The sequence below is a fragment of the Klebsiella sp. TF21-TM genome, from assembly GCF_019753495.1.
Taxonomy (GTDB): domain Bacteria; phylum Pseudomonadota; class Gammaproteobacteria; order Enterobacterales; family Enterobacteriaceae; genus Klebsiella; species Klebsiella quasipneumoniae.
In genome coordinates, this window is sequence record NZ_JAIJYL010000007.1 from 97,695 (window position 1) to 120,590 (window position 22,896).

Annotated in this window: 16 protein-coding genes; 11 read left to right on the plus strand and 5 right to left on the minus strand. The window is 56.2% G+C overall.

The window, feature by feature from the left end:
* Positions 1 to 47 precede the first annotated feature (47 nt).
* The 7 genes from cmoM (at position 48) to K5R89_RS09120 (ending at position 10,808) form a co-directional block, all read left to right on the plus strand.
* A complete protein-coding gene (gene cmoM, locus K5R89_RS09090) occupies positions 48 to 848 on the plus strand; it encodes a tRNA uridine 5-oxyacetic acid(34) methyltransferase CmoM (protein WP_017899447.1) in 801 nt (266 codons plus the stop codon).
* Positions 845 to 2,167 (plus strand): chromosome partition protein MukF, encoded by a 1,323-nt coding sequence (gene mukF, locus K5R89_RS09095; RefSeq protein WP_002898189.1) that lies wholly within the window; start codon positions 845 to 847, stop codon positions 2,165 to 2,167. Before cmoM ends, mukF begins: the two co-directional genes overlap by 4 nt.
* A complete protein-coding gene (gene mukE, locus K5R89_RS09100; protein ID WP_004150840.1) occupies positions 2,148 to 2,852 on the plus strand; it encodes a chromosome partition protein MukE in 705 nt (234 codons plus the stop codon). The genes mukF and mukE overlap by 20 nt, the downstream gene beginning before the upstream one ends.
* Positions 2,852 to 7,300, plus strand: coding sequence for a chromosome partition protein MukB (mukB, locus tag K5R89_RS09105; RefSeq protein ID WP_023289028.1), 4,449 nt, complete (start codon positions 2,852 to 2,854; stop codon positions 7,298 to 7,300). The genes mukE and mukB overlap by 1 nt, the downstream gene beginning before the upstream one ends.
* 201 nt (positions 7,301 to 7,501) lie before the next feature.
* A complete protein-coding gene (gene ldtD / locus K5R89_RS09110) occupies positions 7,502 to 9,292 on the plus strand; it encodes a L,D-transpeptidase (RefSeq protein WP_044521923.1) in 1,791 nt (596 codons plus the stop codon).
* A gap of 303 nt (positions 9,293 to 9,595) precedes the next feature.
* Positions 9,596 to 10,147: a YcbK family protein gene (locus tag K5R89_RS09115; protein ID WP_004201403.1), complete on the plus strand. Its 552-nt coding sequence runs from the start codon at positions 9,596 to 9,598 to the stop codon at positions 10,145 to 10,147.
* A 13-nt stretch (positions 10,148 to 10,160) separates the two neighbouring features.
* Positions 10,161 to 10,808, plus strand: a complete 648-nt coding sequence (locus K5R89_RS09120; protein WP_023289031.1) for an MBL fold metallo-hydrolase — start codon at positions 10,161 to 10,163, stop codon at positions 10,806 to 10,808.
* A 66-nt stretch (positions 10,809 to 10,874) separates the two neighbouring features.
* On the opposite strand, the gene aspC is transcribed toward K5R89_RS09120, so the two are convergent.
* The 4 genes from aspC to K5R89_RS09140 all read right to left on the minus strand — a co-directional run bounded on the left by aspC (position 10,875) and on the right by K5R89_RS09140 (position 15,994).
* Positions 10,875 to 12,065, minus strand: coding sequence for an aspartate transaminase (aspC, locus tag K5R89_RS09125; RefSeq protein ID WP_023289032.1), 1,191 nt, complete (start codon positions 12,063 to 12,065; stop codon positions 10,875 to 10,877).
* Between the two features lie 187 nt (positions 12,066 to 12,252).
* Positions 12,253 to 13,365 carry a porin gene (locus K5R89_RS09130; RefSeq protein WP_049014853.1) on the minus strand — a complete coding sequence of 371 codons (1,113 nt, stop codon included), beginning with the start codon at positions 13,363 to 13,365 and terminating at the stop codon, positions 12,253 to 12,255.
* 591 nt (positions 13,366 to 13,956) lie between these two features.
* A complete protein-coding gene (asnS, locus tag K5R89_RS09135) occupies positions 13,957 to 15,357 on the minus strand; it encodes an asparagine--tRNA ligase (RefSeq protein WP_017899452.1) in 1,401 nt (466 codons plus the stop codon).
* A gap of 175 nt (positions 15,358 to 15,532) precedes the next feature.
* Positions 15,533 to 15,994, minus strand: coding sequence for an Lrp/AsnC family transcriptional regulator (locus K5R89_RS09140; protein WP_002898209.1), 462 nt, complete (start codon positions 15,992 to 15,994; stop codon positions 15,533 to 15,535).
* Positions 15,995 to 16,305: 311 nt separating this feature from the next.
* Here K5R89_RS09140 and dpaL point away from each other — a divergent pair, with 311 nt between their 5' ends.
* The 4 genes from dpaL (at position 16,306) to K5R89_RS09160 (ending at position 21,377) form a co-directional block, all read left to right on the plus strand.
* A complete protein-coding gene (dpaL, locus tag K5R89_RS09145; protein ID WP_072413625.1) occupies positions 16,306 to 17,517 on the plus strand; it encodes a diaminopropionate ammonia-lyase in 1,212 nt (403 codons plus the stop codon).
* 122 nt (positions 17,518 to 17,639) lie between these two features.
* Positions 17,640 to 18,929: an aromatic amino acid transport family protein gene (locus K5R89_RS09150; protein ID WP_217259080.1), complete on the plus strand. Its 1,290-nt coding sequence runs from the start codon at positions 17,640 to 17,642 to the stop codon at positions 18,927 to 18,929.
* 24 nt (positions 18,930 to 18,953) lie between these two features.
* A complete protein-coding gene (locus K5R89_RS09155) occupies positions 18,954 to 20,192 on the plus strand; it encodes a Zn-dependent hydrolase (RefSeq protein WP_217259081.1) in 1,239 nt (412 codons plus the stop codon).
* Between the two features lie 18 nt (positions 20,193 to 20,210).
* Complete coding sequence (locus tag K5R89_RS09160) at positions 20,211 to 21,377, plus strand: M20 aminoacylase family protein (protein WP_044521930.1); 1,167 nt, start codon at positions 20,211 to 20,213, stop codon at positions 21,375 to 21,377.
* A 42-nt stretch (positions 21,378 to 21,419) separates the two neighbouring features.
* On the opposite strand, the gene pncB is transcribed toward K5R89_RS09160, so the two are convergent.
* Entirely contained in the window at positions 21,420 to 22,622 is a 1,203-nt protein-coding gene (pncB, locus tag K5R89_RS09165) for a nicotinate phosphoribosyltransferase (RefSeq protein ID WP_032428717.1), read from the minus strand.
* Between the last annotated feature and the right edge of the window lie 274 nt (positions 22,623 to 22,896).

A 22,896-nucleotide genomic window follows, 5' to 3' on the forward strand; every position in this document is an offset into this window, starting at 1 on the left:
GCGGGTATGACAAAATAGCGGTTTTGTGTTGGCTTGTGGAGTCGCCCGTGCAGGATCGCAATTTCGATGACATTGCTGAAAAGTTTTCGCGCAATATTTACGGCACCACAAAAGGCCAGCTGCGCCAGGCGATCCTCTGGCAGGATCTGGAGCCGCTGCTGGCGCAGCTGGGGCCGGGACCGCTGAGGGTACTGGATGCCGGCGGCGGCGAAGGGCAAACGGCCATTAAAGTGGCGCAACTGGGCCATCACGTGACGCTGTGCGATCTCTCTGCTGAAATGGTGGCCCGCGCCCGCCAGGCTGCTGTCGATAAAGGTGTGATCGACAACATGCATTTTGTACAATGCGCGGCTCAGGATATTGCGCAGCACTTGGAAAGCCCGGTCGATCTGGTACTGTTTCATGCGGTGCTGGAGTGGGTGGCGGAGCCCCAGGCGGTGCTGCGTACCCTGTGGTCGACGCTGCGTCCTGGCGGCGGCTTGTCGTTGATGTTCTACAATGCTAACGGCCTGCTGATGCACAATATGGTTGCCGGTAATTTCGATTACGTACAACTGGGCATGCCAAAAAAGAAAAAACGCACGCTGTCGCCGGATTATCCGCGTGAGCCGCAGCAGGTTTATCACTGGCTGGAAGAGATTGGCTGGCAAATTGTCAGCAAAACCGGCGTGCGGGTGTTTCATGATTATCTGCGTGAAAAACGCCAACAGCATGACAGCTATGCGGCGCTGCTGGAGCTGGAGACGCGCTACTGTCGTCAGGAGCCGTACCTCAGCCTGGGCCGTTATATTCATGTCACCGCGCTTAAGAGCCAGGCTCATAGCCGCAGATGCAAGGATAAAGTATGAGTGAATTTTCCCAGACAGTCCCCGAACTGGTTGCCTGGGCCAGGAAAAATGATTTTTCTATCTCGCTGCCGGTCGACAGGCTCTCTTTCCTGCTGGCGATCGCCACCCTGAATGGCGAACGGCTGGAAGGAGAAATGAGCGAGGGAGAACTGGTGGATGCGTTCCGCCACGTGAGTGATGCGTTTGAGCAGACCAGCGAAACCATCAGCCAGCGCGCCAATAACGCCATCAACGATTTGGTGCGCCAGCGTCTGCTGAACCGCTTTACCAGCGAAATTACCGAAGGCAATGCAATCTATCGTCTGACGCCGTTGGGGATCGGGATCACCGATTATTATATCCGGCAGCGCGAATTTTCGACGCTGCGTCTCTCGATGCAGTTGTCGATCGTCGCCGGCGAGCTGAAGCGCGCGGCGGACGCGGCAGAAGAGGGCGGCGATGAGTTTCACTGGCATCGCAACGTTTTTGCCCCGCTGAAGTATTCGGTGGCGGAAATTTTCGACAGCATCGACCTGACGCAGCGCATCATGGATGAGCAGCAGCAGCTGGTGAAAGACGATATCGCGCAGCTGTTGAACAAAGACTGGCGCGCGGCGATTTCCAGCTGTGAACTGTTGCTGTCGGAAACTTCCGGCACCCTGCGTGAACTGCAGGATACGCTGGATGCGGCGGGGGATAAGCTGCAGGCGAATCTGCTGCGCATTCAGGATTCGACCATGGCGCGCGACGATCTCCATTTTGTCGACCGGCTGGTGTTCGATCTGCAAAGCAAGCTCGACCGCATCGTCAGCTGGGGCCAGCAGGCGATTGACCTGTGGATCGGCTATGACCGCCACGTGCACAAGTTTATCCGTACCGCTATCGATATGGATAAGAACCGCGTCTTCGCTCAGCGTCTGCGCCAGTCGGTACAGACCTATTTTGATGAGCCGTGGGCGCTGACTTACGCCAACGCCGACCGTCTGCTGGATATGCGCGACGAGGAGATGGCCCTGCGCGATGAAGAGGTCACCGGCGAGCTGCCTGCGGACCTTGAATTTGAAGAGTTTAACGAAATTCGCGAGCAGCTGGCGGCGCTGATCGAAGCGCAGCTGGCGGTCTATAAAGAGAAAGGAATACCGCTGGATCTCGGCCTGGTGGCGCGGGAGTTCCTGGCGCAATATCCGCGCGGGCGTCACTTTGACGTGGCGCGGATCGTCGTGGATCAGGCGGTACAGCTGGGCGTCGCCCAGGCAGATTTCACCGGACTGCCAGCCAAATGGCAGCCGATTAATGATTACGGAGCCAAGGTACAGGCGCATGTCATTGACAAATATTGAACAAGTGATGCCGGTTAAGCTGGCGCAGGCGTTGGCCAATCCGTTATTTCCGGCGCTGGACAGCGCCCTGCGCGCGGGCCGACATATCGGCCTCGACGAGCTGGATAATCACGCATTTTTGATGGATTTCCAGGATTATCTGGAAGAGTTTTATGCTCGCTATAACGTCGAGCTGATCCGCGCGCCGGAGGGCTTCTTCTACCTGCGCCCGCGTTCCACAACCCTGATTTCACGCTCGGTGCTGTCCGAACTGGATATGATGGTGGGCAAAATTCTTTGCTATCTCTATCTCAGCCCGGAGCGCCTGGCAAATGAAGGGATTTTCACCCAGCAGGAGCTGTATGACGAGCTGCTGACCCTGGCGGATGAATCCAGGCTGCTGAAGCTGGTCAACAATCGTTCCACCGGTTCGGATCTGGATCGCCAGAAGCTGCAGGAAAAAATGCGCGCGTCGCTTAACCGCCTGCGCCGCCTGGGGATGGTGTGGTTTATGGGCCATGACAGCAGCAAGTTCCGTATTACCGAATCGGTATTCCGCTTTGGCGCCGATGTGCGCGCCGGCGACGACCCGCGAGAGGCGCAGCGCCGCCTGATCCGCGACGGGGAAGCGATGGCCCTGGAAAATCACCTGCAGCTCAATGATGAGAATGAAGAGAACCAGCCGGATAGCGGGGAGGAAGAGTAATGATTGAACGCGGTAAGTTTCGCTCGCTGACGCTGGTTAACTGGAACGGTTTCTTTGCCCGGACCTTTGATCTTGATGAACTGGTCACCACCCTCTCCGGGGGGAACGGCGCCGGTAAGTCGACGACCATGGCGGCCTTCGTCACGGCGCTGATCCCTGATTTAACCCTGCTGCATTTCCGTAACACCACCGAAGCGGGGGCCACCAGCGGCTCACGCGATAAAGGCCTGCACGGGAAGCTGCGCGCCGGGGTCTGTTACTCCGTGCTCGACGTCATCAACTCGCGCCATCAGCGCGTGGTGGTCGGCGTGCGTCTGCAGCAGGTTGCCGGGCGCGATCGCAAAGTCGATATCAAGCCTTTCGCCATTCAGGGGCTGCCCACCGCTATCCTGCCGACCCAGCTGTTAACCGAAACGCTGAACGATCGCCAGGCGCGCGTGGTTAGTCTCAATGAGCTGAAAGACAAGCTCGAGGCGATGGAAGGGGTCCAGTTTAAGCAGTTCAACTCGATCACCGAGTATCACTCGCTGATGTTCGACCTGGGCGTGGTGGCGCGTCGTCTGCGTTCCGCCTCCGATCGAAGTAAATACTATCGCCTGATCGAGGCCTCGCTGTACGGCGGGATCTCCAGCACCATTACCCGCTCGCTGCGCGACTACCTGTTGCCGGAAAACAGCGGCGTGCGTAAGGCATTCCAGGATATGGAAGCGGCGCTGCGGGAAAACCGCATGACCCTCGAGGCGATCCGCGTCACCCAGTCCGATCGCGATCTGTTCAAACACCTGATCAGCGAAGCCACCAACTACGTGGCGGCGGACTATATGCGTCACGCCAACGAGCGGCGCATTCATCTTGATAAGGCGCTGGAGTATCGTCGCGATCTCTTTACCTCGCGTTCGCAGCTGGCGGCAGAGCAGTATAAGCACGTCGACATGGCGCGCGAGCTGCAGGAGCATAACGGCGCAGAAGGCGATCTGGAAGCGGATTACCAGGCCGCCAGCGACCACCTGAACCTGGTGCAGACCGCACTGCGTCAGCAGGAAAAAATCGAGCGCTACGAAGCGGATCTCGACGAGCTGCAGATCCGTCTGGAAGAGCAGAACGAAGTGGTGGCGGAAGCCATCGATCGCCAGGAAGAGAACGAAGCCCGCGCCGAGGCCGCCGAGCTGGAAGTGGATGAGCTGAAAAACCAGCTCGCCGACTATCAGCAGGCGCTCGACGTGCAGCAGACCCGCGCCATTCAGTATAACCAGGCGCTGCAGGCGCTGGAGCGCGCGAAGGCGCTGTGTCATCTGCCGGATCTGACGCCGGAGAGCGCCGACGAGTGGCTGGAAACCTTCCAGGCGAAAGAGCAGGAAGCGACGGAGAAAATGCTGTCGCTGGAACAGAAAATGAGCGTGGCGCAAACCGCGCACAGCCAGTTTGAACAGGCCTACCAGCTGGTGGCGGCGATTAACGGCCCGCTGGCGCGCAATGAAGCCTGGGACGTGGCGCGCGAATTGCTGCGCGACGGCGTGAACCAGCGTCACCAGGCCGAGCAGGCGCAGGGGCTGCGTAGCCGCCTCAACGAGCTGGAGCAGCGCCTGCGCGAGCAGCAGGACGCCGAGCGCCAGCTGGCTGAGTTCTGCAAACGCCAGGGCAAACGCTACGATATCGACGATCTGGAAACGCTGCATCAGGAGCTGGAAGCGCGCATCGCTTCGCTGGCCGACAGCGTTTCTAACGCGCAGGAACAGCGCATGACCCTGCGCCAGGAACTGGAGCAGCTGCAGTCACGCACTCAGACGCTGATGCGCCGGGCGCCGGTCTGGCTGGCGGCGCAGAACAGCCTTAACCAGCTGTGCGAGCAGAGCGGCGAGCAGTTTGAGTCCGGCCAGGAGGTTACCGAATACCTGCAGCAGCTGCTGGAGCGCGAGCGCGAAGCTATCGTTGAACGTGACGAGGTCGGCGCCCGCAAGCGCGCCATCGACGAAGAAATTGAGCGTCTCAGCCAGCCGGGCGGTTCGGAAGATCCGCGCCTCAACGCGCTGGCGGAACGGTTCGGCGGCGTTCTGCTGTCCGAGATCTACGATGATGTCAGCCTTGACGATGCGCCGTACTTCTCCGCGCTGTACGGTCCGTCGCGCCATGCCATCGTGGTGCCGGATCTGTCGCAGGTTGCCGAGCAGCTTGAAGGACTGGAAGATTGTCCGGAAGATCTCTATCTGATCGAAGGCGATCCGCAGTCCTTTGACGATAGCGTATTCAGCGTGGATGAGCTGGAAAAAGCGGTGGTGGTGAAGATCGCCGACCGCCAGTGGCGTTATTCACGCTTCCCGTCGCTGCCGCTGTTTGGCCGCGCCGCGCGTGAAAACCGCATTGAAACCCTGCATGCCGAGCGTGAATCGCTGTCCGAGCGTTTTGCGACCCTGTCGTTTGACGTGCAGAAAACTCAGCGTCTGCATCAGGCCTTTAGCCGCTTCATTGGCAGCCATCTGGCAGTGGCCTTTGAGGACGATCCGGAAGAAGAGATCCGCAAACTCAACAGCCGCCGCGGCGAGCTGGAGCGCGCGCTGAGCGCCCATGAAAGCGATAACCAACAGAACCGCGTGCAGTATGAGCAGGCGAAAGAGGGCGTGTCGGCGCTCAACCGCCTGCTGCCGCGCCTGAATCTGCTGGCGGATGATACGCTGGCCGACCGCGTGGACGAGATCCAGGAACGTCTGGACGAAGCGCAGGAGGCCGCGCGCTTTATTCAGCAGCACGGCAACCAGCTGGCGAAGCTGGAGCCGATTGTTTCGGTGCTGCAGAGCGATCCGGAGCAGTTTGAGCAGCTGAAAGAAGATTACGCCTATGCGCAGCAGACCCAGCGCGATGCGCGCCAGCAGGCTTTTGCCCTGGCGGAAGTCGTCCAGCGCCGGGCCCACTTCAGCTACTCCGATTCGGCGGAAATGCTCAGCGGCAACAGCGATCTCAACGAGAAACTGCGCCAGCGCCTGGAGCAGGCGGAAACCGAACGCAGCCGCGCGCGCGACGCGATGCGTGCCCATGCGGCGCAGCTTAGCCAGTACAATCAGGTGCTGGCCTCGCTGAAGAGCTCGTATGACACCAAGAAAGAGCTGCTCAACGATCTGTATAAAGAGCTGCAGGACATTGGCGTGCGCGCCGATGCCGGCGCGGAAGAGCGTGCCCGTGCGCGTCGCGATGAGCTGCACATGCAGCTGAGCAATAACCGCTCCCGTCGCAATCAGCTGGAGAAAGCGTTGACCTTCTGCGAAGCGGAAATGGACAACCTGACCCGCAAACTGCGCAAGCTGGAGCGCGATTACTGCGAAATGCGCGAACAGGTGGTGACCGCCAAGGCGGGCTGGTGCGCGGTGATGCGCCTGGTGAAAGACAACGGTGTCGAGCGTCGTCTGCACCGCCGCGAGCTGGCCTATCTCTCCGCCGACGAGCTGCGCTCCATGTCGGATAAGGCGCTCGGTGCGCTGCGTCTGGCGGTCGCCGATAACGAACATCTGCGCGACGTGCTGCGTATCTCGGAAGATCCGAAGCGCCCGGAGCGCAAAATTCAGTTCTTCGTTGCCGTCTACCAGCATCTGCGCGAGCGTATCCGCCAGGATATTATCCGCACCGATGATCCGGTGGAAGCGATCGAGCAGATGGAGATTGAGCTCAGCCGCCTGACCGAAGAGCTGACAAACCGCGAACAGAAGCTGGCCATCAGCTCCCGCAGCGTGGCCAACATTATTCGCAAAACCATTCAGCGCGAGCAGAACCGTATCCGAATGCTCAACCAGGGATTGCAGAGCGTCTCCTTCGGCCAGGTCAACAGCGTGCGTCTGAACGTCAACGTGCGCGAGACCCACTCGACGCTGCTTGATGTGCTCTCCGAGCAGCATGAACAGCATCAGGATCTGTTCAACAGCAACCGCCTGACCTTCTCGGAAGCGCTGGCCAAGCTCTATCAGCGCCTGAATCCGCAGATCGACATGGGGCAGCGCACGCCGCAAACCATCGGCGAAGAGCTGCTCGACTACCGTAACTATCTGGAGATGGAAGTGGAAGTTAACCGCGGCTCCGACGGCTGGCTGCGCGCGGAGTCCGGCGCGCTGTCCACCGGGGAAGCGATCGGTACCGGGATGTCGATTCTGGTGATGGTCGTCCAGAGCTGGGAAGATGAATCCCGCCGCCTGCGCGGCAAGGATATCTCGCCTTGCCGTCTGCTGTTCCTCGATGAAGCGGCGCGTCTCGACGCCCGCTCCATCGCCACGCTGTTCGAGCTGTGCGAACGTCTGGAGATGCAGCTGATTATCGCGGCGCCGGAGAACATCAGTCCGGAGAAAGGCACCACCTATAAACTGGTGCGTAAGGTGTTCAATAATCATGAACACGTCCACGTGGTGGGGCTGCGCGGGTTTGCCGCGCCGCTGCCGGAAGCGCTGCCGGGAACAGCCGACGCCTCCTGAGGCTGCGGCTACATTCTGGCGGCTAAGTGGTGAAGAGGGCAACGTTACGTTGCCCTTTTTTTCTATCCAGCCCGGTATGCGAGGGTGGTATAATCTTTAAACTTCTTTACATTAGGTAAGGCAAAAGCCTTTTCGTCTTTATATACTGAAAAAAGAGCCCCATTTTTGTGGGCAGCAATGTGTGACAACAGGGGGCAAGGGATGTTGCTAAAGAAACGGTATGGTCGTCCATTGTCAGCGCTCAGCCTGAGCCTGGCACTGGCATTTGCTCCGCTGTTCAATGTCCAGGCCGAAGAGCCTGAAGTCGTACCCGGCGACAGTTCTGCGGCGCCCGCCGAGGTTTCCGCCGCGCTGGCGCAAAGCGATGGGCAATCGCCGGCGGTCGCGAAGCTGGCCGGTGAGCAGCCGCTGTCGATGGAGGCGGCGGCAAACAGCCGCGCCCAGATCGAGGCGCTGTTGCCGGCAGGGTACAAACCCGTCTTTATGAATCCGCTGGTGTCGCTGTACGCCGCCAGGGATATGAAACCGATGTGGGAAAACCGCGAGGCAGTGCAGGCGTTCCAGCAGCAGCTGGCGGAGATCGCCATCGCCGGTTTTCAGCCGCAGTTTACCACCTGGGTCAGTCTGCTGACCGATCCCGCCGTCAGCGGCATGGCGCGCGATGTGGTGCTGTCGGACGCCATGATGGGCTATCTGCACTTTATCAGCGGCATCCCCACCCAGGGGACCCGCTGGTTGTACAGTTCAACGCCGTACAAGATGGCGACCCCGCCGCTGTCGGTGATTAACCAGTGGCAGCTGGCGCTGGACAATGGCTCCCTGCCGGCGTTTATCGCCGGCCTGGCGCCGCATCATCCGCAGTATGAAGCCATGCATCAGTCGCTGCTGGCGCTGGTGGCTGATTCTCGCCCATGGCCGCAGATGACCGGCAGCGGCTCGCTGCGCCCCGGCGAATGGAGCAATGATATCGGCGCCCTGCGCGAGATCCTCCAGCGTACCGGAATGCTGGACGATACCGCCAATATCGTTCTGCCCGGCGATGTGGTGAGCCCGTCGGCGAAGAAAAAGAGCAAACCTGCGGCGCGCGGCGTGTACGATCGCCAGCTGGTGGAGGGGGTTAAGCGCTTCCAGGCGATGCAGGGGCTGGGGGCGGATGGCGTCATCGGCCAGTCGACTCGCGACTGGCTCAACGTCTCTTCCGCGCAGCGCGCAGGGGTGCTGGCCCTGAACATTCAGCGTTTACGCTTACTGCCGGGCAAACTGTCCACCGGCATTATGGTCAATATTCCGGCGTTCTCGCTGGTTTATTATCAGGACGGCAGCCAGGTGCTGGCCTCGAGGGTAATTGTGGGGCGTCCGGATCGCAAAACGCCAATGATGAGCAGCGCGCTGAATAACGTGGTGGTCAATCCGCCATGGAACGTGCCGCCAACCCTGGCGCGCAAAGATATCCTGCCGAAGGTGCGTAACAATCCAGGCTATCTTGAGCAGCATGGCTACACCGTCATGCGCGGCTGGAACAGTAAAGAGACCATCGATCCTTATCGGGTCGACTGGTCGACCATCACCGAGAACAACTTACCGTTCCGTTTTCAGCAGGCGCCCGGAGCGCGTAACTCGCTCGGACGCTACAAGTTCAATATGCCGAGCTCCGATGCCATCTACCTGCACGATACGCCGAACCATAACCTGTTCCAGAAGGATGTTCGTGCTCTCAGTTCCGGCTGTGTGAGGGTGAATAAGGCTTCGGAACTGGCCAATATGCTGCTGCAGGATGCGGGCTGGAATGACACGCGTATTTCCGATGCCCTGAAGCAAGGGGACACGCGCTATGTCAATATTCGGCAAAATATACCGGTGAATTTATATTACTTAACGGCGTTTGTGGACGCTGATGGACGTACACAATATCGAACAGATATTTACAATTACGATATCACCGCGCGATCCAGCGCACAAATTCTGACGAAAGCTGAGCAATTAATCAGGTAAATGAAGTAGTTCAATGGATTTTGTTGTCCTAGCACTGGGTAAAAAAGGGCGCTGCTCCTCTGCAGCGCCCGATTTTCCTGGGGTGAGGCTGCCTTGACGTTGGCAATAATGCCCGGTAAGGTGCCTTTCGTGCGCCAGAAGTGCATATACATATCATTCCGCTCAATGCGTGACGCAGTCAGCGCGAACGCTCTCTTTTGCCGGGCAGCATCACGGCTGTGGCGAGCGATGGCGTGCTGAGGTTCAGCATCGCGCAAGGCGGAAAAAGTATATAACGATTCATTGACTGTAGACCTGATTATCATGGACAAATTTGACGCTAATCGCCGCAGATTGCTGGCGTTGGGTGGTGCTGCGCTGGGTGCTGCCGCCATTCTCCCTGCGCCGGCATTTGCCACCCTCTCGACCCCCCGTCCGCGTATTTTGACGCTGAATAACCTGCATACTGGTGAATCACTCAAGGCGGAGTTTTTCGATGGCAGAGGCTATATTCAGGATGAATTAGCAAGACTTAACCATTTTTTCCGTGATTACCGCGCGAATAAAATTAAGTCCATCGATCCAAATCTGTTCGATCATCTTTATCGGTTGCAGGGACTACTTGGCACCAACAAACCTGTCCAGCTTATCTCTGGCTATCGTTCCCTCGATACCAATGATGAGCTTCGCGCACGAAGCCGTGGTGTAGCAAAACACAGCTATCACACCAAGGGGCAGGCAATGGATTTCCATATTGAAGGTATTTCGTTAAGCAATATACGCAAAGCGGCGTTATCTATGCGCGCAGGTGGTGTAGGATATTACCCACGTAGTAACTTTGTGCATATTGATACCGGTCCCGTAAGGCACTGGTAACGAAAGGAGCGTCATGAACTATCGTATTATTCCGGTTACCGCGTTCGCGCAGAACTGTTCTCTTATCTGGTGCGAACAAACCCGGCTGGCGGCGCTGGTCGATCCTGGCGGCGATGCTGAACGTATCAAAGCGGTGGTGGCGGAGGCTGGCGTCACGCTGATGCAGATCCTGCTGACGCATGGCCATCTCGATCACGTCGGCGCCGCTGCGGAACTGGCGCAGCATTATGGCGTACCGGTTATTGGTCCGGAAAAAGAAGATGAGTTCTGGCTGGAAGGATTACCGGCGCAAAGCCGGATGTTCGGCCTGGAGGATTGCCAGCCGCTGCGTCCGGATCGCTGGCTCAATGAAGGCGATGTGGTTAATGTGGGGAATGTGGCGCTGCGGGTACTGCACTGCCCGGGCCATACGCCGGGTCACGTGGTCTTCTTTGATGACGCTTCCCGACTGCTCATTTCCGGAGATGTGATTTTCAAAGGCGGGGTGGGGCGCAGTGATTTTCCACGCGGCGACCATGGACAGCTGATCGCGGCCATTAAGGATAAGCTGTTGCCGCTGGGCGATGACGTGACCTTTATTCCCGGCCATGGTCCGCTGTCGACGCTGGGTGAGGAACGCCGCAACAACCCGTTCCTGCAGGATGAGATGCCGGTCTGGTAACCGACCTGACGCGAACGTAAAAAAGGCCGCATTCGCGGCCTTTTTCTTTATAGCGAATAATTTCGCTTACAGCACGGCGACGATGGCTTCACACAGCGGCGCCATGTTGTCAGGCGTCATGCCGGCCACGTTGATACGGCCGGACGCGACCGCATAGATGGCGAACTCTTCACGCAGACGCAGCACTTGCTCTTTAGTCAGGCCGCTGAACGAGAACATACCGTTCTGCTTGCTGATAAAGCTGAAGTCGCGGCTCGCGCCTTTCTCCTGCAGGGTGTTGACGAACAGCAGGCGCATACGCTGGATGCGCTGGCGCATATCGGTCAGCTCCTGCTCCCAGATTGCCCGCAGCGCATCGTTGCTCAGGATGGTCGCGACCACGGACGCGCCGTGCGCTGGCGGGTTGGAGTAGTTAGCGCGGATCACCGACTTCATCTGGCTGAACGCGCGGTCTACGGTCTCCTGATCGGCGGCGACCAGGGTGCAGGCGCCGACGCGCTCGTTGTACAGGCCAAAGTTTTTCGAGTAGGAGCTGGCGACCAGCAGCTCTTTATGCAGAGCAGCAAAGGCGCGCAACCCTTCAGCATCTTCTTCCAGACCGCGGGCGAAGCCCTGGTAGGCGAAATCGAACAGCGGCAGCCAGCCTTTCTCGACCGACAGCTGCGCCAGCGTCTGCCACTGTTCGAGCGTCGGATCGATACCGGTCGGGTTGTGGCAGCAGCCGTGGAACAGTACCACGTCGCCCGCCTGGGCTTCGTTCAGGCTGGCCAGCAGACCATCAAAGTCCAGCGCGTGGTTAGCCGCATCGTAGTAGGCATATTCACGTACTTCCAGCCCGGCGGAGGTAAACACACTCTTATGGTTTGGCCAGCTTGGATTGCTTACCCACACGCGTTTCACGTCGGTGTTTTTGGCGAGGAAGTCTGCGGCGACGCGCAGCGCACCGGTACCGCCCGGGGTCTGCGCGGTGCGGGCGCGTTTATCGGCGATAATCGCATTGCCTTTACCGAACAGCAGCTCCTGGGTGCAGCGACCAAATTCAGGAATACCATCGATGCCCAGATAGTTTTTAGTCGTTTCATTTTCCAGCAGGTACTGCTCTGCTTTTTTGACGCTGGTCAGAACGGGTGTTTTACCGGTTTCATCCTTGTAAACACCAATTCCGAGGTTAATCTTTTCAGGGCGGTCATCGGCACGAAACAGATCGGCCAGACCTAAAATCGGGTCGGCTGGGGCGGCGGTAATGTTCTCAAACATGACGAGGTTCCATTGTGATTACTGAAGGGAAATCCGCTATCAGGTTAACGGGAGAACAACGAATTGCCAACCGTTTGCGATAAAAAGCGCGAAGGTTTTCGAAAGATACGATCTTTGCCTCAGGAATAGAGAAAAGCAGGACCGAAGTCCTGCTCTGAAGGCATATCACGAAGGGGTGTACTGCAGATTAGAACTGGTAAACGATACCCACGGCCGCCTGGTCGTCGGTCGCTACGCCAGCTGCTTTGGTGTAATCGTTGTCGCTCAGCTGGTTGAATTTATACGCAGCATAAACGTTCATGTTCTTGTTGAAGTAGTACCAGGTACCCACTTCGACGTATTTAACCAGATCCGCATCGCCGCCTTCGAAATCAGTACCTGGACGTGCCTGCAGATTTTTACCTTTGGTCTGCACGTAGCCGATGGACGGACGCAGGCCGAAGTCGAACTGATACTGTACAACCGCTTCAAAGTTTTGAGTTTTACCTGCAAAATACTTTTTAGCGGTGGCAGGTGCATCAGACGGGTTGCTCTCAGGAGTCATATTGTAGGTCTGGGAGTACATGACGGCTGCATAGACGTTGTTGGCGTCATACTTAGCAGAGGTCGCCCAAGCCTCGGCTTTGTCACCATTGCCATCATCTTTCTGCGCGCTGCTGCGGTTGGAATTAGCGTAACCTGCGGAGAGCGCGATACCGTTGTCGAACGCGTAGGTCGCCGCGGTGCTGAAGCCGTCGCCATTCTGCTTACTGATAGAACGGTCGTGGTCGTTTTTACCCTGGTACTGCAGCGCGAAGCTCAGGCCGTCAACCAGACCGAAGAAGTCAGAGTTACGGTAGGTTGCCACGCCGTTGGTACGGCCGGTCATGTAGTTGTCGGTGTAGTTCCAACCGTCGCCACCCCATTCAACCAGCATATCGGTTGCTGCTTCGACGTCGTAGATCGCGCCGTAGTTACGGCCGTAGTCGAATGAACCATACTCGCCCGCTTTCAGACCTGCGAACGCCAGACGGGTTTTCGTCGGCTGGGAACCTTCAACGTTGGAGGCGTCCATGTTGTATTCCCACTGACCGTATCCGGTCAGCTGATCGTTGATCTGGGTTTCGCCTTTCAGGCCGATACGGGCGTAGGTGGTATCGTCGCTGCTGGTCTTGCCATTGGTGGTCCAGACGTGCTCGCCGACCATTTTTCCGTAGAAGTCCAGTTTGTTGCCGTTTTTGTTATAGATTTCTGCAGCGTTAGCTGCACCGGCTACCAGCAGGGCAGGGATCACCACTGCCAGAATATTGCGCTTCATCATTATTTATTACCCTCATTAATATTTTTTATATGAACACGTGCCACTGCCGTCAATAAGTTCTGTCAATAAAAACTTACAGAACCATTGATGAGAGTTTGGTGTCTGAAGGCATCTTTCCATCCGCGACAACGTTTCGCTAGCCGGAAAATGCTACTAATATCTTATATGAGTAACAAAACGAAAAAACATGTAACTAAATATGTATTTATGGGAACTTTGTGAACTTAATCAAAATTCCGTTCCACATGGTGAGGTAAATCGCCTTCCCATATCTATCTATATGAATTATTTATGATTAATTTGGATAAGCGTAAATTTGCTCATTTTGTGTGTTGAATTCGTCTTCTTTTTATTCAGCCTTTGTCTTGGCAAGACGTGCGGCGTGTGGTTAAAAAATGAGCAAATTTATCAGAGGGTTTGCTCCGTTATGAACATAAAGTGCGATCTGCATCACCCGGATGCACCGAAACAGTGCGTAACATAAATGTGAATCCGAGGCCTTGATGTTTAAGTTTGTTGAATTTTGATAACAGTAATTGACATAAAAAAAGGCCAGCTTGCGCTGGCCTTTCAGGTTTATGTCAGAAAAATTTAGAATGTCGCGTTGCGCGGGGTCCGCGGGAACGGGATGACATCGCGGACGTTCTGCACGCCGGTCACGTAGGCGATCAGACGCTCGAAGCCCAGGCCAAAGCCGGAGTGTGGAACGGTGCCGTAGCGGCGCAGGTCGCGATACCACCAGTAGTCTTCTTTATTCAGACCCATCTCGGCCATACGCGCGTCGAGCACGTCGAGGCGCTCTTCACGTTGGGAACCGCCGATGATCTCGCCAATACCCGGCGCCAGGACGTCCATTGCCGCGACGGTTTTACCGTCTTCGTTAAGGCGCATGTAAAAGGCTTTAATATCTTTCGGATAGTTTTTCACTACCACCGGCGCTTTGAAGTGTTCTTCAGCCAGGTAACGTTCGTGCTCGGAGGAGAGATCCACGCCCCAGTACACCGGGTTCTCGAACTGCTTGCCGCAGTTTTCCAGAATAGTGACGGCGTCGGTATAATCCACCTGCGCAAAATCAGCGGTGATAAAGCGCTGCAGACGGTCGATAGCGTCTTTATCAACGCGCTCGGCGAAGAACTGCATGTCGTCCGCGCGCTCTTCCAGTACCGCTTTAAAGACGTACTTGAGCATCGCTTCCGCCAGGCCGGCAACATCGTTCAGGTTAGCGAAGGCCACTTCCGGCTCCAGCATCCAGAACTCCGCCAGGTGGCGGCTGGTGTTGGAGTTTTCCGCACGGAAGGTCGGGCCGAAGGTGTAAATCTTCGACAGCGCGCAGGCATAGGTCTCGCCGTTCAGCTGGCCGGAAACGGTCAGGAACGACTCTTTACCGAAGAAGTCTTTGTCGAAATCGACTTTGCCCTGATCGTTACGCGGCAGGTTTTCCAGATCCAGCGTCGACACGCGGAACATTTCGCCGGCGCCTTCGGTATCGGAGGCAGTAATCAGCGGGGTGGAGACCCAGAAGAAGCCCTGCTCATCAAAGAAGCGATGCAGCGCCTGCGCCAGGGTGTGACGCACGCGGGCAACCGCGCCGATCAGGTTGGTGCGCGGACGCAGGTGGGCCACCTCACGCAGATACTCGATGCTGTGGCGCTTGGCCGCCATCGGGTAGGTGTCCGGATCTTCCACCCAGCCGGTCACTTCCACGTTGGTCGCCTGGATCTCAAAGCTTTGACCCTGGCCCTGGGAAGCCACGACTTTACCGGTGACAATCACCGAGCAACCGGTGGTCAGACGCAGCACTTCCTGATTGTAATTGGGCAGAGAATTATTAATAACGGCCTGTACAGGATCAAAGCAGGAACCGTCATAGACGGCGAGGAATGAAAAGCCAGCTTTTGAATCTCGGCGGGTACGCACCCATCCGCGGACCGTGACTTCGCTGTCAACGGCAACGCGGCCCTGGAGTACGTCGGCTACAGGCACAACGCTCATAATAATCTCTCTATATAGTCCAATAAAAAAGTCTCTTCCCCCTACAGCGGGGGGATATCTATGTTACCTGTCATCTTCCATCAGACAAGTAGATTTCGCACAGGGAAGGGTGGATTTCGGAAATAAATACACCTCCGGGGCGTTCTTTGGCTCCCCATTTCGACTTTTACACGACTTACTCGATAATGACCGTCATTTCCTGCTTCGCATTTTGCATCGACACGATGGTCCGGAAAGACTTGATATTTCCCGAGGCAAAAAAGAGTTCACGGGTTAGCGCTTCGTATTCCGCCATATCACGGACGTTGATCACGAGCAGAAAATCGAAGTCGCCAGTGACATAGTAGACCTGCTGCACTTGCGGACAGGTTACGAAACGCTGTTTATCCTCCTCAAGCAGATCGAGACGTTCATTCTCAATGGTCACCTGCACCATAATGGTGATGGGTCTTCCCACTTTACTGGCGTCCACTAAGCTAACACTACCTTTAATCACCCCTGCATCCTCAAGTGCAGCGATACGCCGATTGACTGCCGAAGGAGACAGGCTGATCCGATCGGCGATCTCCCGTTGCGACAAGCGATTATTACGCTGCAAGAGCGTAAGAATTTTTTTATCCCATGCGTCAAGTTTCATCATATATCTCGTCCTGCAAGCCTGTGATCAATCTCACTAATGCAACGTTGTTGCGTGAGAATGATAAAACAGAGTGAAAATTGCGGCGCGATGGGCAACTTTGCGCCAATTAACCGCCGGGCGCAGTGTACCATCACAGGCAGTGGGAAAGCGGCATATCGCGACAAAAAGCCTCTCACACTCTGACTTAACCAATTTAAAGCGACCGTCCTGTCTCAGGCCGCACGGATCCGTGCACCCGTCGTTTAGGCGGAATGGTCGCAAATAACGTTATCGTCGCAGGACGATATGAAAATAGAGGTGCCTGAATAGTGGACACAATTAAATTTCAACTCAACGCCCGGCGGCAGCCCTATGGCCAGGGAGCAGACTTGAGTCTGCTCAATGAAAACGTGGGGAACGAAGTGCTGGCATTCCATCAAAAATTTCCTGATTACCGGGTCACGCCGCTGCGTAAGCTGGAATTTTTAAGCCAGCGGCTGGGCCTGGGGTCGATCCATATAAAAGATGAAGCCCAGCGATTCGGTTTGAATGCGTTTAAAGGATTAGGCGGATCTTATGCGATGGGGAAATATCTCGCCGCTCTGCTTGAGCGAGATATTACTACGTTGAGCTTTGCCGAGCTTAATTCACCAGCGATTAAGGCGCGTATCAAGGACATCGTATTTGTGACTGCTACCGACGGTAACCATGGACGTGGCGTGGCGTGGGCGGCTGAGCAGCTTGGGCTGCGTGCGGTGGTGTATATGCCAAAGGGCTCTTCACCGGTACGCGCGCAGAATATTCGCCGGCATGGCGCCGAATGCACGATTACTGAACTGAACTACGACGACACAGTTCGGCTGGCGGCCAAAACCGCGCGCGAGCAGGGATGGGTTTTACTCCAGGATACCGCCTGGCAGGGCTACGAGCAGATCCCCACATGGATCATGCAAGGCTATATGACCCTCGCTGTTGAAATCTGGCAGCAATTGGTAGAAAGCGGGGCGCCGATGCCGACGCATCTGTTTTTACAAGCCGGTGTCGGGTCGTTTGCCGGCAGCATCATGGGATATTTCATCGAAAAGATGCAGCAGCAGGCTCCCACCATCATCATCGTTGAGCCGCACAAGGCGAACTGCCTGTATCGCTCGGCAACCATTAATGACGGGCTGCCGCACAGCGTCGGCGGGGATATGTCAACCCTGATGGCCGGGCTTGCCTGTGGTGAACCTAATATCACCAGCTGGCCAATGCTCCGCGACCATGCCACCTGTTTTATTTCCGCCGACGATTGTCTGGCCGCCAATGGCATGCGCCTGCTGGCCGCTCCGCGACCAGGTACTGACGAACCTTTTGTCTCCGGGGAATCCGGCGCTATCGGCACTGGCGTGCTTTACGCGCTGATGACTCAGCCGGAGTATCGCGAGCTTGCCGAATCTCTGCGCCTGAATGCCGATGCACAGGTTCTGTTAATCAGCACGGAAGGAGATACATCACCCGATGTCTATGAAGACATCGTCTGGTTTGGACGTAATGGTTGAGCGCTATCGACAATAACAAGGGGGCCATCTTACCTACCCTACGAGCCCTCGGTGTGACAAGCGTTCTGACTCATAACGAAAACATACGCGCTTTCGCGTCATGCACAGAGAGAACCTGACCGATGAATACTGAAAATATAATTATCAATAAAGGATGTTCCGATCCCGCAAAGTGGCATAGCGAAGATACCGTTTGGGTCCTTGGCCTTTTCGGTACCGCAATTGGCGCCGGGGTGCTGTTTCTGCCGATTAATGCCGGAATTGGCGGCTTCTGGCCGCTGCTGATTGTTTTTGTCCTCGCTTTTCCTATTACTTATCTGGCTCACCGCGGTCTGGCGAGATTCATTTACTCTTCCAATACGCCGGAAAGCAGTATTACCGATGTTATTGGCGAGCATTTTGGCGCGCTGGCGGGAAAAGTGTTTACCGTCATCTATTTCTTCGCCGTCTATACCATTCTGATTATGTATGCGGTGGCAATCACCAACACCGCGCAGAGCTTTATCACCCACCAGTTGGCAATGGCCGAGCCGCCCCGGTCGCTGGTGGCCATCGTTCTGATCCTCGGGCTGATGTTTATCGTCCGTTTTGGACAGCGTTTGATAATGCGGGTGATGAGCACCCTGGTTTATCCCTTTATTATCTCGCTTATTTTTATGGCACTTTTTCTGATTCCGCACTGGAACGGCGCAATTTTGCAAACCGTAAGCTTCAGCGCCACAGGCGATGGGCAGGGGATCATGTTATCCCTCTGGATGACCTTCCCGGTACTGGTGATGTCGTTTAACCACTATCCCATCATTTCGCCGATGGTGGTGCGCCAGAAGCAGCGTTACGGTCTGGCGCTCGCTGAGAGGAAATGCGCGCAGATCCAGCGCTACGGTATCCTGCTCATGACGGTGGTGGTGCTGTTTTTTGTTCTCAGCTGCGTGTTAAGCCTGTCGCCGCAGCAACTGGCGGAAGCCAAAGCCCAGAATCTGTCGATTTTGTCCTATCTGGCCAATCAGTACGATACACCGATTATTGCCTGGCTATCGCCGATTATCGCCTTTGTCGCTATTACTAAATCATTTCTTGGCCACTACATCGGCACCTATGAATCGCTGCGCGACCTGATTCTGGAGGCCGCCGCCGCACGCGGGAAAAAACCTGGCATTCGCCTCGTCGACGCGGTCATCCTGGTGTTTATGGTGTTTACCTGCTGGTTCGCCGCGTACAAGAACCCCAGTATCCTCGGTATTATCGAATGCATCAGCGGTCCCACCGGGGCAGCAATTCTTCTGCTGTTGCCTATGTACGCCATTCATAAATTACCGGTGCTTGCCCCCTGGCGCGGTAAAGCGAGCAACGTTTTCGTCACCCTGATCGGGCTTATCACCGTCTCTGCCATTTTTTACGGCATGTTCCAATAACCACCATCACTAGCGAGATGTTTTATGAGTCATTTTCTGCAGATTAACGGCCAACGGCTTATCGATTCCCTGTATGCGCTTGGCGAATATGGTGCGCTGGAAGGCGGCGGCGTATGCCGCCTGGCAGCGACGGCCGAAGATAAAGCCGGCAGGGACTTTGTTGTAGCCCGCATGAAGGCCCTGGGCCTGAGTGTGTCTATTGATGCTATCGGTAATGTCACCGGTGTTTATCACGGCGAGGAGACGTTGCCGATGGTGATGATGGGGTCACATATCGATACCGTCGCTACCGGTGGGTTATACGATGGCAACTACGGCGTTATGGCCGGCCTTGAGGTGATTGCCACCCTCCAGGATGCCGGGATCCGCCCCCGACGACCGTTGGCGGTAACCTTCTTTACTAACGAGGAGGGGGTGCGATTTCAGCCCGATATGATGGGCAGCGTGGTGTTTGCCGGCGAGTATCCGTTGGCGCAGGCGCTCGCGGCAAAAGATCTCGACGGTATCACGCTCGATGAAGCGCTGCGTAACATTGGTTATAAGGGCGAACGTCAGCCGGGAGATATGGCGGTAGATAGCTACGTTGAGCTGCATATCGAACAGGGACCGATTCTTGATAAAGAGCAAATTGATATTGGCGTTGTTACCGGCGTACAGGGTATTTCGTGGCAGGAATTTACCCTGAGAGGCGTATCGAATCATGCGGGTACTACCCCAATGTCCATGAGACGCGATGCCGGGCTGGCGGCTGCGAAAATCGCTGTTTTTGCCCGTGAGCTGGCGCTAAGCCTTGGTGGTGATCAGGTAGCTACCGTTGGGCATTTCAGCGTGAAGCCTAATCTGATCAACGTTATTCCCAACCATGTCGTTATGTCAGTGGATCTTCGCAATACCGATAATGCGATCTTATGTCTGGCGGAGCAGCAACTGGCAGAATTTGTCGCAAAAACGTCGCAGGAAGAGGGCGTGGAGATAACCAGCCGCTCACTGGTGCGCTTTGAACCGGTCATTTTTGCCGATGAGATCGTCAATGCGGTGGAAGCCGAGGCGGAGCGTCAGGCGCTCTGTTACCGACGTTTGCCAAGCGGCGCTGGACACGATGCACAATTTATGGCGTCGGTATGTCCCGCCGGGATGATTTTTGTCCCCTGCGTTGATGGCATCAGTCACAACGTCAAAGAACACAGTGCGGCCAAAGACCTGATTGCTGGCGCCAATGTGCTGCTGCAGGTGGTTTTACAGCGCGCCCAGCGTATGGACTAATGTTTACAGGAGCAGAGAATGAATCAGCAACAGTTAAAGCAGCAGCTTATCGCCTGGCGTCACTATTTGCATGCCCATCCGGAAAGCGCCTTCGAGGAGCAGAATACTTCACGGTTTATTGCCGAAAAGCTTGAGGCCATGGGCATTGAGGTACACCGCGATATTGGCAAAACCGGGGTAGTGGGGAGATTGAAATGCGGCGATGGCAAGGGCGTTATCGCTATTCGTGCCGATATTGATGCCATTCAATTGACCGAACAGGGAGACCGGTCTTACCGCTCCATGACCGCCGATCGGATGCACGGCTGCGGGCATGATGGTCATACCTGCATTGCATTGGGCGCGGCGCAGTTGCTATTGCAGCGGCAGAATTTTAACGGCACGGTCATCTTTGTTTTTCAGCCTGCTGAGGAGCCTGGCTATGGCGCCAGAGCGATGATGGACGATGGCGTTATTGAACGCTTTGGCATTGAGGAAATCTACGGTCTGCATAATATGCCGGGTATGAAAGCCGGGACTATCGCCACGCGAGTCGGTGGCATTATGGCCAGTGAAGATAACTTTATTATTCGTATTCAAGGGCAGGGAGCGCATGCGGCGCGGCCGCATATGGCGAAAGATCCGCTGGTAATTGCGGCGGAAATCATCCTGGCTTTGCAGACAATTGTTTCGCGAAATGTTGATCCGAACGTGCCAGCGGTCATTTCCTGTACTGAACTGCACACCGATGGCATCCGCAATGCGATTCCGACGCATGTTGAAATCAAAGGGGATACGCGCAGCTTTGTACCGGAGGTGCAGATGCTGCTCGAAGAACGAATGCGTACCATTAGCGAAGCAATTTGCGCGATGCACGGTGCTAGGTGCCAGTTCAGCTATACCCATGAATTTGCGCCAACGGTGAACTGGCAGAAATGCGTTGATGTGGCGGTCACCGCTGCGATTAACGTGGTAGGGGCTGAGAAGGTGGACGGCAACGTCGCACAGATGATGATTTCGGAGGATTTTGGCGCTTTTCTGCAAAAAATCCCCGGCTGTTTCATCTTTTTAGGCAACGGCGATGGTTCAGATGCTCAGGGCAATACACCGTTGCATAATGCCTGCTACGACTTTAATGATGAGATATTGCTAACTGGCGCGGAGTATTTTGCCGAGGTCGTCAGAACCCGTCTGCCGCAGGAGTGATATTGATTGGCCCGATAGCAGAATGCCGTCGGGCCATGTTTTTTAGCTTGCCTTTTTAATCGGCGGCAGGTCAAACGCCTCGCGCAGGGCACGGACGAAGGCCTTATCGTGGCAGATGGTTTTCCCCGGGCTGTCGGAGAGTTTCGCCACCGGTTTGCCGTTACATTCCACCAGCTTAATCACGATATTGAGCGGTTTAACCTGCGGCAGATCGCAGGTTAAACGGGTACCAATACCAAAGCTCAGCTTCACCCGCGAGGCGAAGTGGCGATACAGGTCGACGGCTTTCGCCAGGTCGAGATTATCGGAGAAGACCAGCACTTTGCTCAGCGGATCGATGCCCAGCTTCTGGTAATGGGCGATGGCTTTTTCACCCCATTCCACCGGGTCGCCGGAGTCGTGGCGCAAACCCTGATAGCGGGTGGCGAACTCCGGACCGAAATCGCGCAGGAACGCATCCATGGTGATGCAGTCGGTCAGCGCGATGCCCAGCTGGTCAGGATACTCTTCCAGCCAGGCGGCGAGGGCCGCCCGCTGGCTGCTGGCCAGGTTCGGGCTGATCTGCTGGTGGGCCTGGAACCACTCATGGGCCTGGGTGCCCATCGGGGTTAAGTTCAGACGGCGCGCCAGATCGTAGTTGCTGGTGCCGACAAACCAGGGCTCCTGCTGCAGGCGTTGCACAATGGCTTCCTGTACATCGCGTGAAAAACGACGGCGGGTGCCGAAATCCATCAGGCGGAAGGCGCTCATATCGAGGTCAGCGGTCATGGTGGCGAAGTCGCCTAGCTTATGCTCCAGCGCGTTTAGCGCTTGTTCAACGCCCATCTCGGGTGAACGGTAGCGATGGACCAGCTCGCTTATCACCGCCAGCAGGGGGACTTCCCACATGATGGCTTCCCGCCACGGACCAGTGAGGCGAATGTTCAGCTTGCCGTTGTCATTGGCGACCGTGACCTGGCGCGGGTCATAGCGAAAATCGCGCAGCCAGTCGAGGTAATCCTGGCGAAAAAAGGGAAGGGTGGACAGCCAGCGATATTCATCATCCCGCAGCCTCAGATCGCGCATGGACTCCACCTGCTCGCGGATCGCGTCGGCATAAATGCCGAGCAGGTCGTCTCCACGGCAGCGAAACTCCGCCGCCACATGTACATCGCCGTAGCGGTGGAAGACAGCCTGCTGCATGTGCAGCTTGTAGGCATCCGTATCAAGCAGCGAATGCAGTACAGGAGAAGTGAATTGTGTCATGGTGCGCAGTAGCATCCTCTCACTGGAGCGTTCCATCGAAACCAACGCGGAAAAAGGAGGCGGAGTATACCTTTATTACCCGGCTCTGTCCCGCGATGGCGAGCGATGGCGACGCTGACGGTCATTTGCGAGGCCTAGTTTAATATATTGAACATGGATCACACCACAAGCTTTGCGTCGGGTCGAGGGCAATTCGTGCCGCGAGTGTTAACAAAATGTAGCGATTTTCGTGTTTCACGTTGAAAAGATGAAGATTCTGCATAGCGCGATTGAC

What these genes read in the sequence shown, in the direction of transcription:
- asnS (WP_017899452.1), bottom strand. Translation starts at nt 15,357, where the DNA reads ATGAGCGTTGTGCCTGTAGCCGACGTACTCCAGGGCCGCGTTGCCGTT.
- mukE (WP_004150840.1), top strand. Translation starts at nt 2,148, where the DNA reads ATGTCATTGACAAATATTGAACAAGTGATGCCGGTTAAGCTGGCGCAG.
- K5R89_RS09160 (WP_044521930.1), top strand. Translation starts at nt 20,211, where the DNA reads ATGAATCAGCAACAGTTAAAGCAGCAGCTTATCGCCTGGCGTCACTAT.
- ldtD (WP_044521923.1), top strand. Translation starts at nt 7,502, where the DNA reads ATGTTGCTAAAGAAACGGTATGGTCGTCCATTGTCAGCGCTCAGCCTG.
- K5R89_RS09115 (WP_004201403.1), top strand. Translation starts at nt 9,596, where the DNA reads ATGGACAAATTTGACGCTAATCGCCGCAGATTGCTGGCGTTGGGTGGT.
- pncB (WP_032428717.1), bottom strand. Translation starts at nt 22,622, where the DNA reads ATGACACAATTCACTTCTCCTGTACTGCATTCGCTGCTTGATACGGAT.
- mukF (WP_002898189.1), top strand. Translation starts at nt 845, where the DNA reads ATGAGTGAATTTTCCCAGACAGTCCCCGAACTGGTTGCCTGGGCCAGG.
- K5R89_RS09130 (WP_049014853.1), bottom strand. Translation starts at nt 13,365, where the DNA reads ATGATGAAGCGCAATATTCTGGCAGTGGTGATCCCTGCCCTGCTGGTA.
- mukB (WP_023289028.1), top strand. Translation starts at nt 2,852, where the DNA reads ATGATTGAACGCGGTAAGTTTCGCTCGCTGACGCTGGTTAACTGGAAC.
- K5R89_RS09140 (WP_002898209.1), bottom strand. Translation starts at nt 15,994, where the DNA reads ATGAAACTTGACGCATGGGATAAAAAAATTCTTACGCTCTTGCAGCGT.
- K5R89_RS09155 (WP_217259081.1), top strand. Translation starts at nt 18,954, where the DNA reads ATGAGTCATTTTCTGCAGATTAACGGCCAACGGCTTATCGATTCCCTG.
- K5R89_RS09120 (WP_023289031.1), top strand. Translation starts at nt 10,161, where the DNA reads ATGAACTATCGTATTATTCCGGTTACCGCGTTCGCGCAGAACTGTTCT.
- K5R89_RS09150 (WP_217259080.1), top strand. Translation starts at nt 17,640, where the DNA reads ATGAATACTGAAAATATAATTATCAATAAAGGATGTTCCGATCCCGCA.
- aspC (WP_023289032.1), bottom strand. Translation starts at nt 12,065, where the DNA reads ATGTTTGAGAACATTACCGCCGCCCCAGCCGACCCGATTTTAGGTCTG.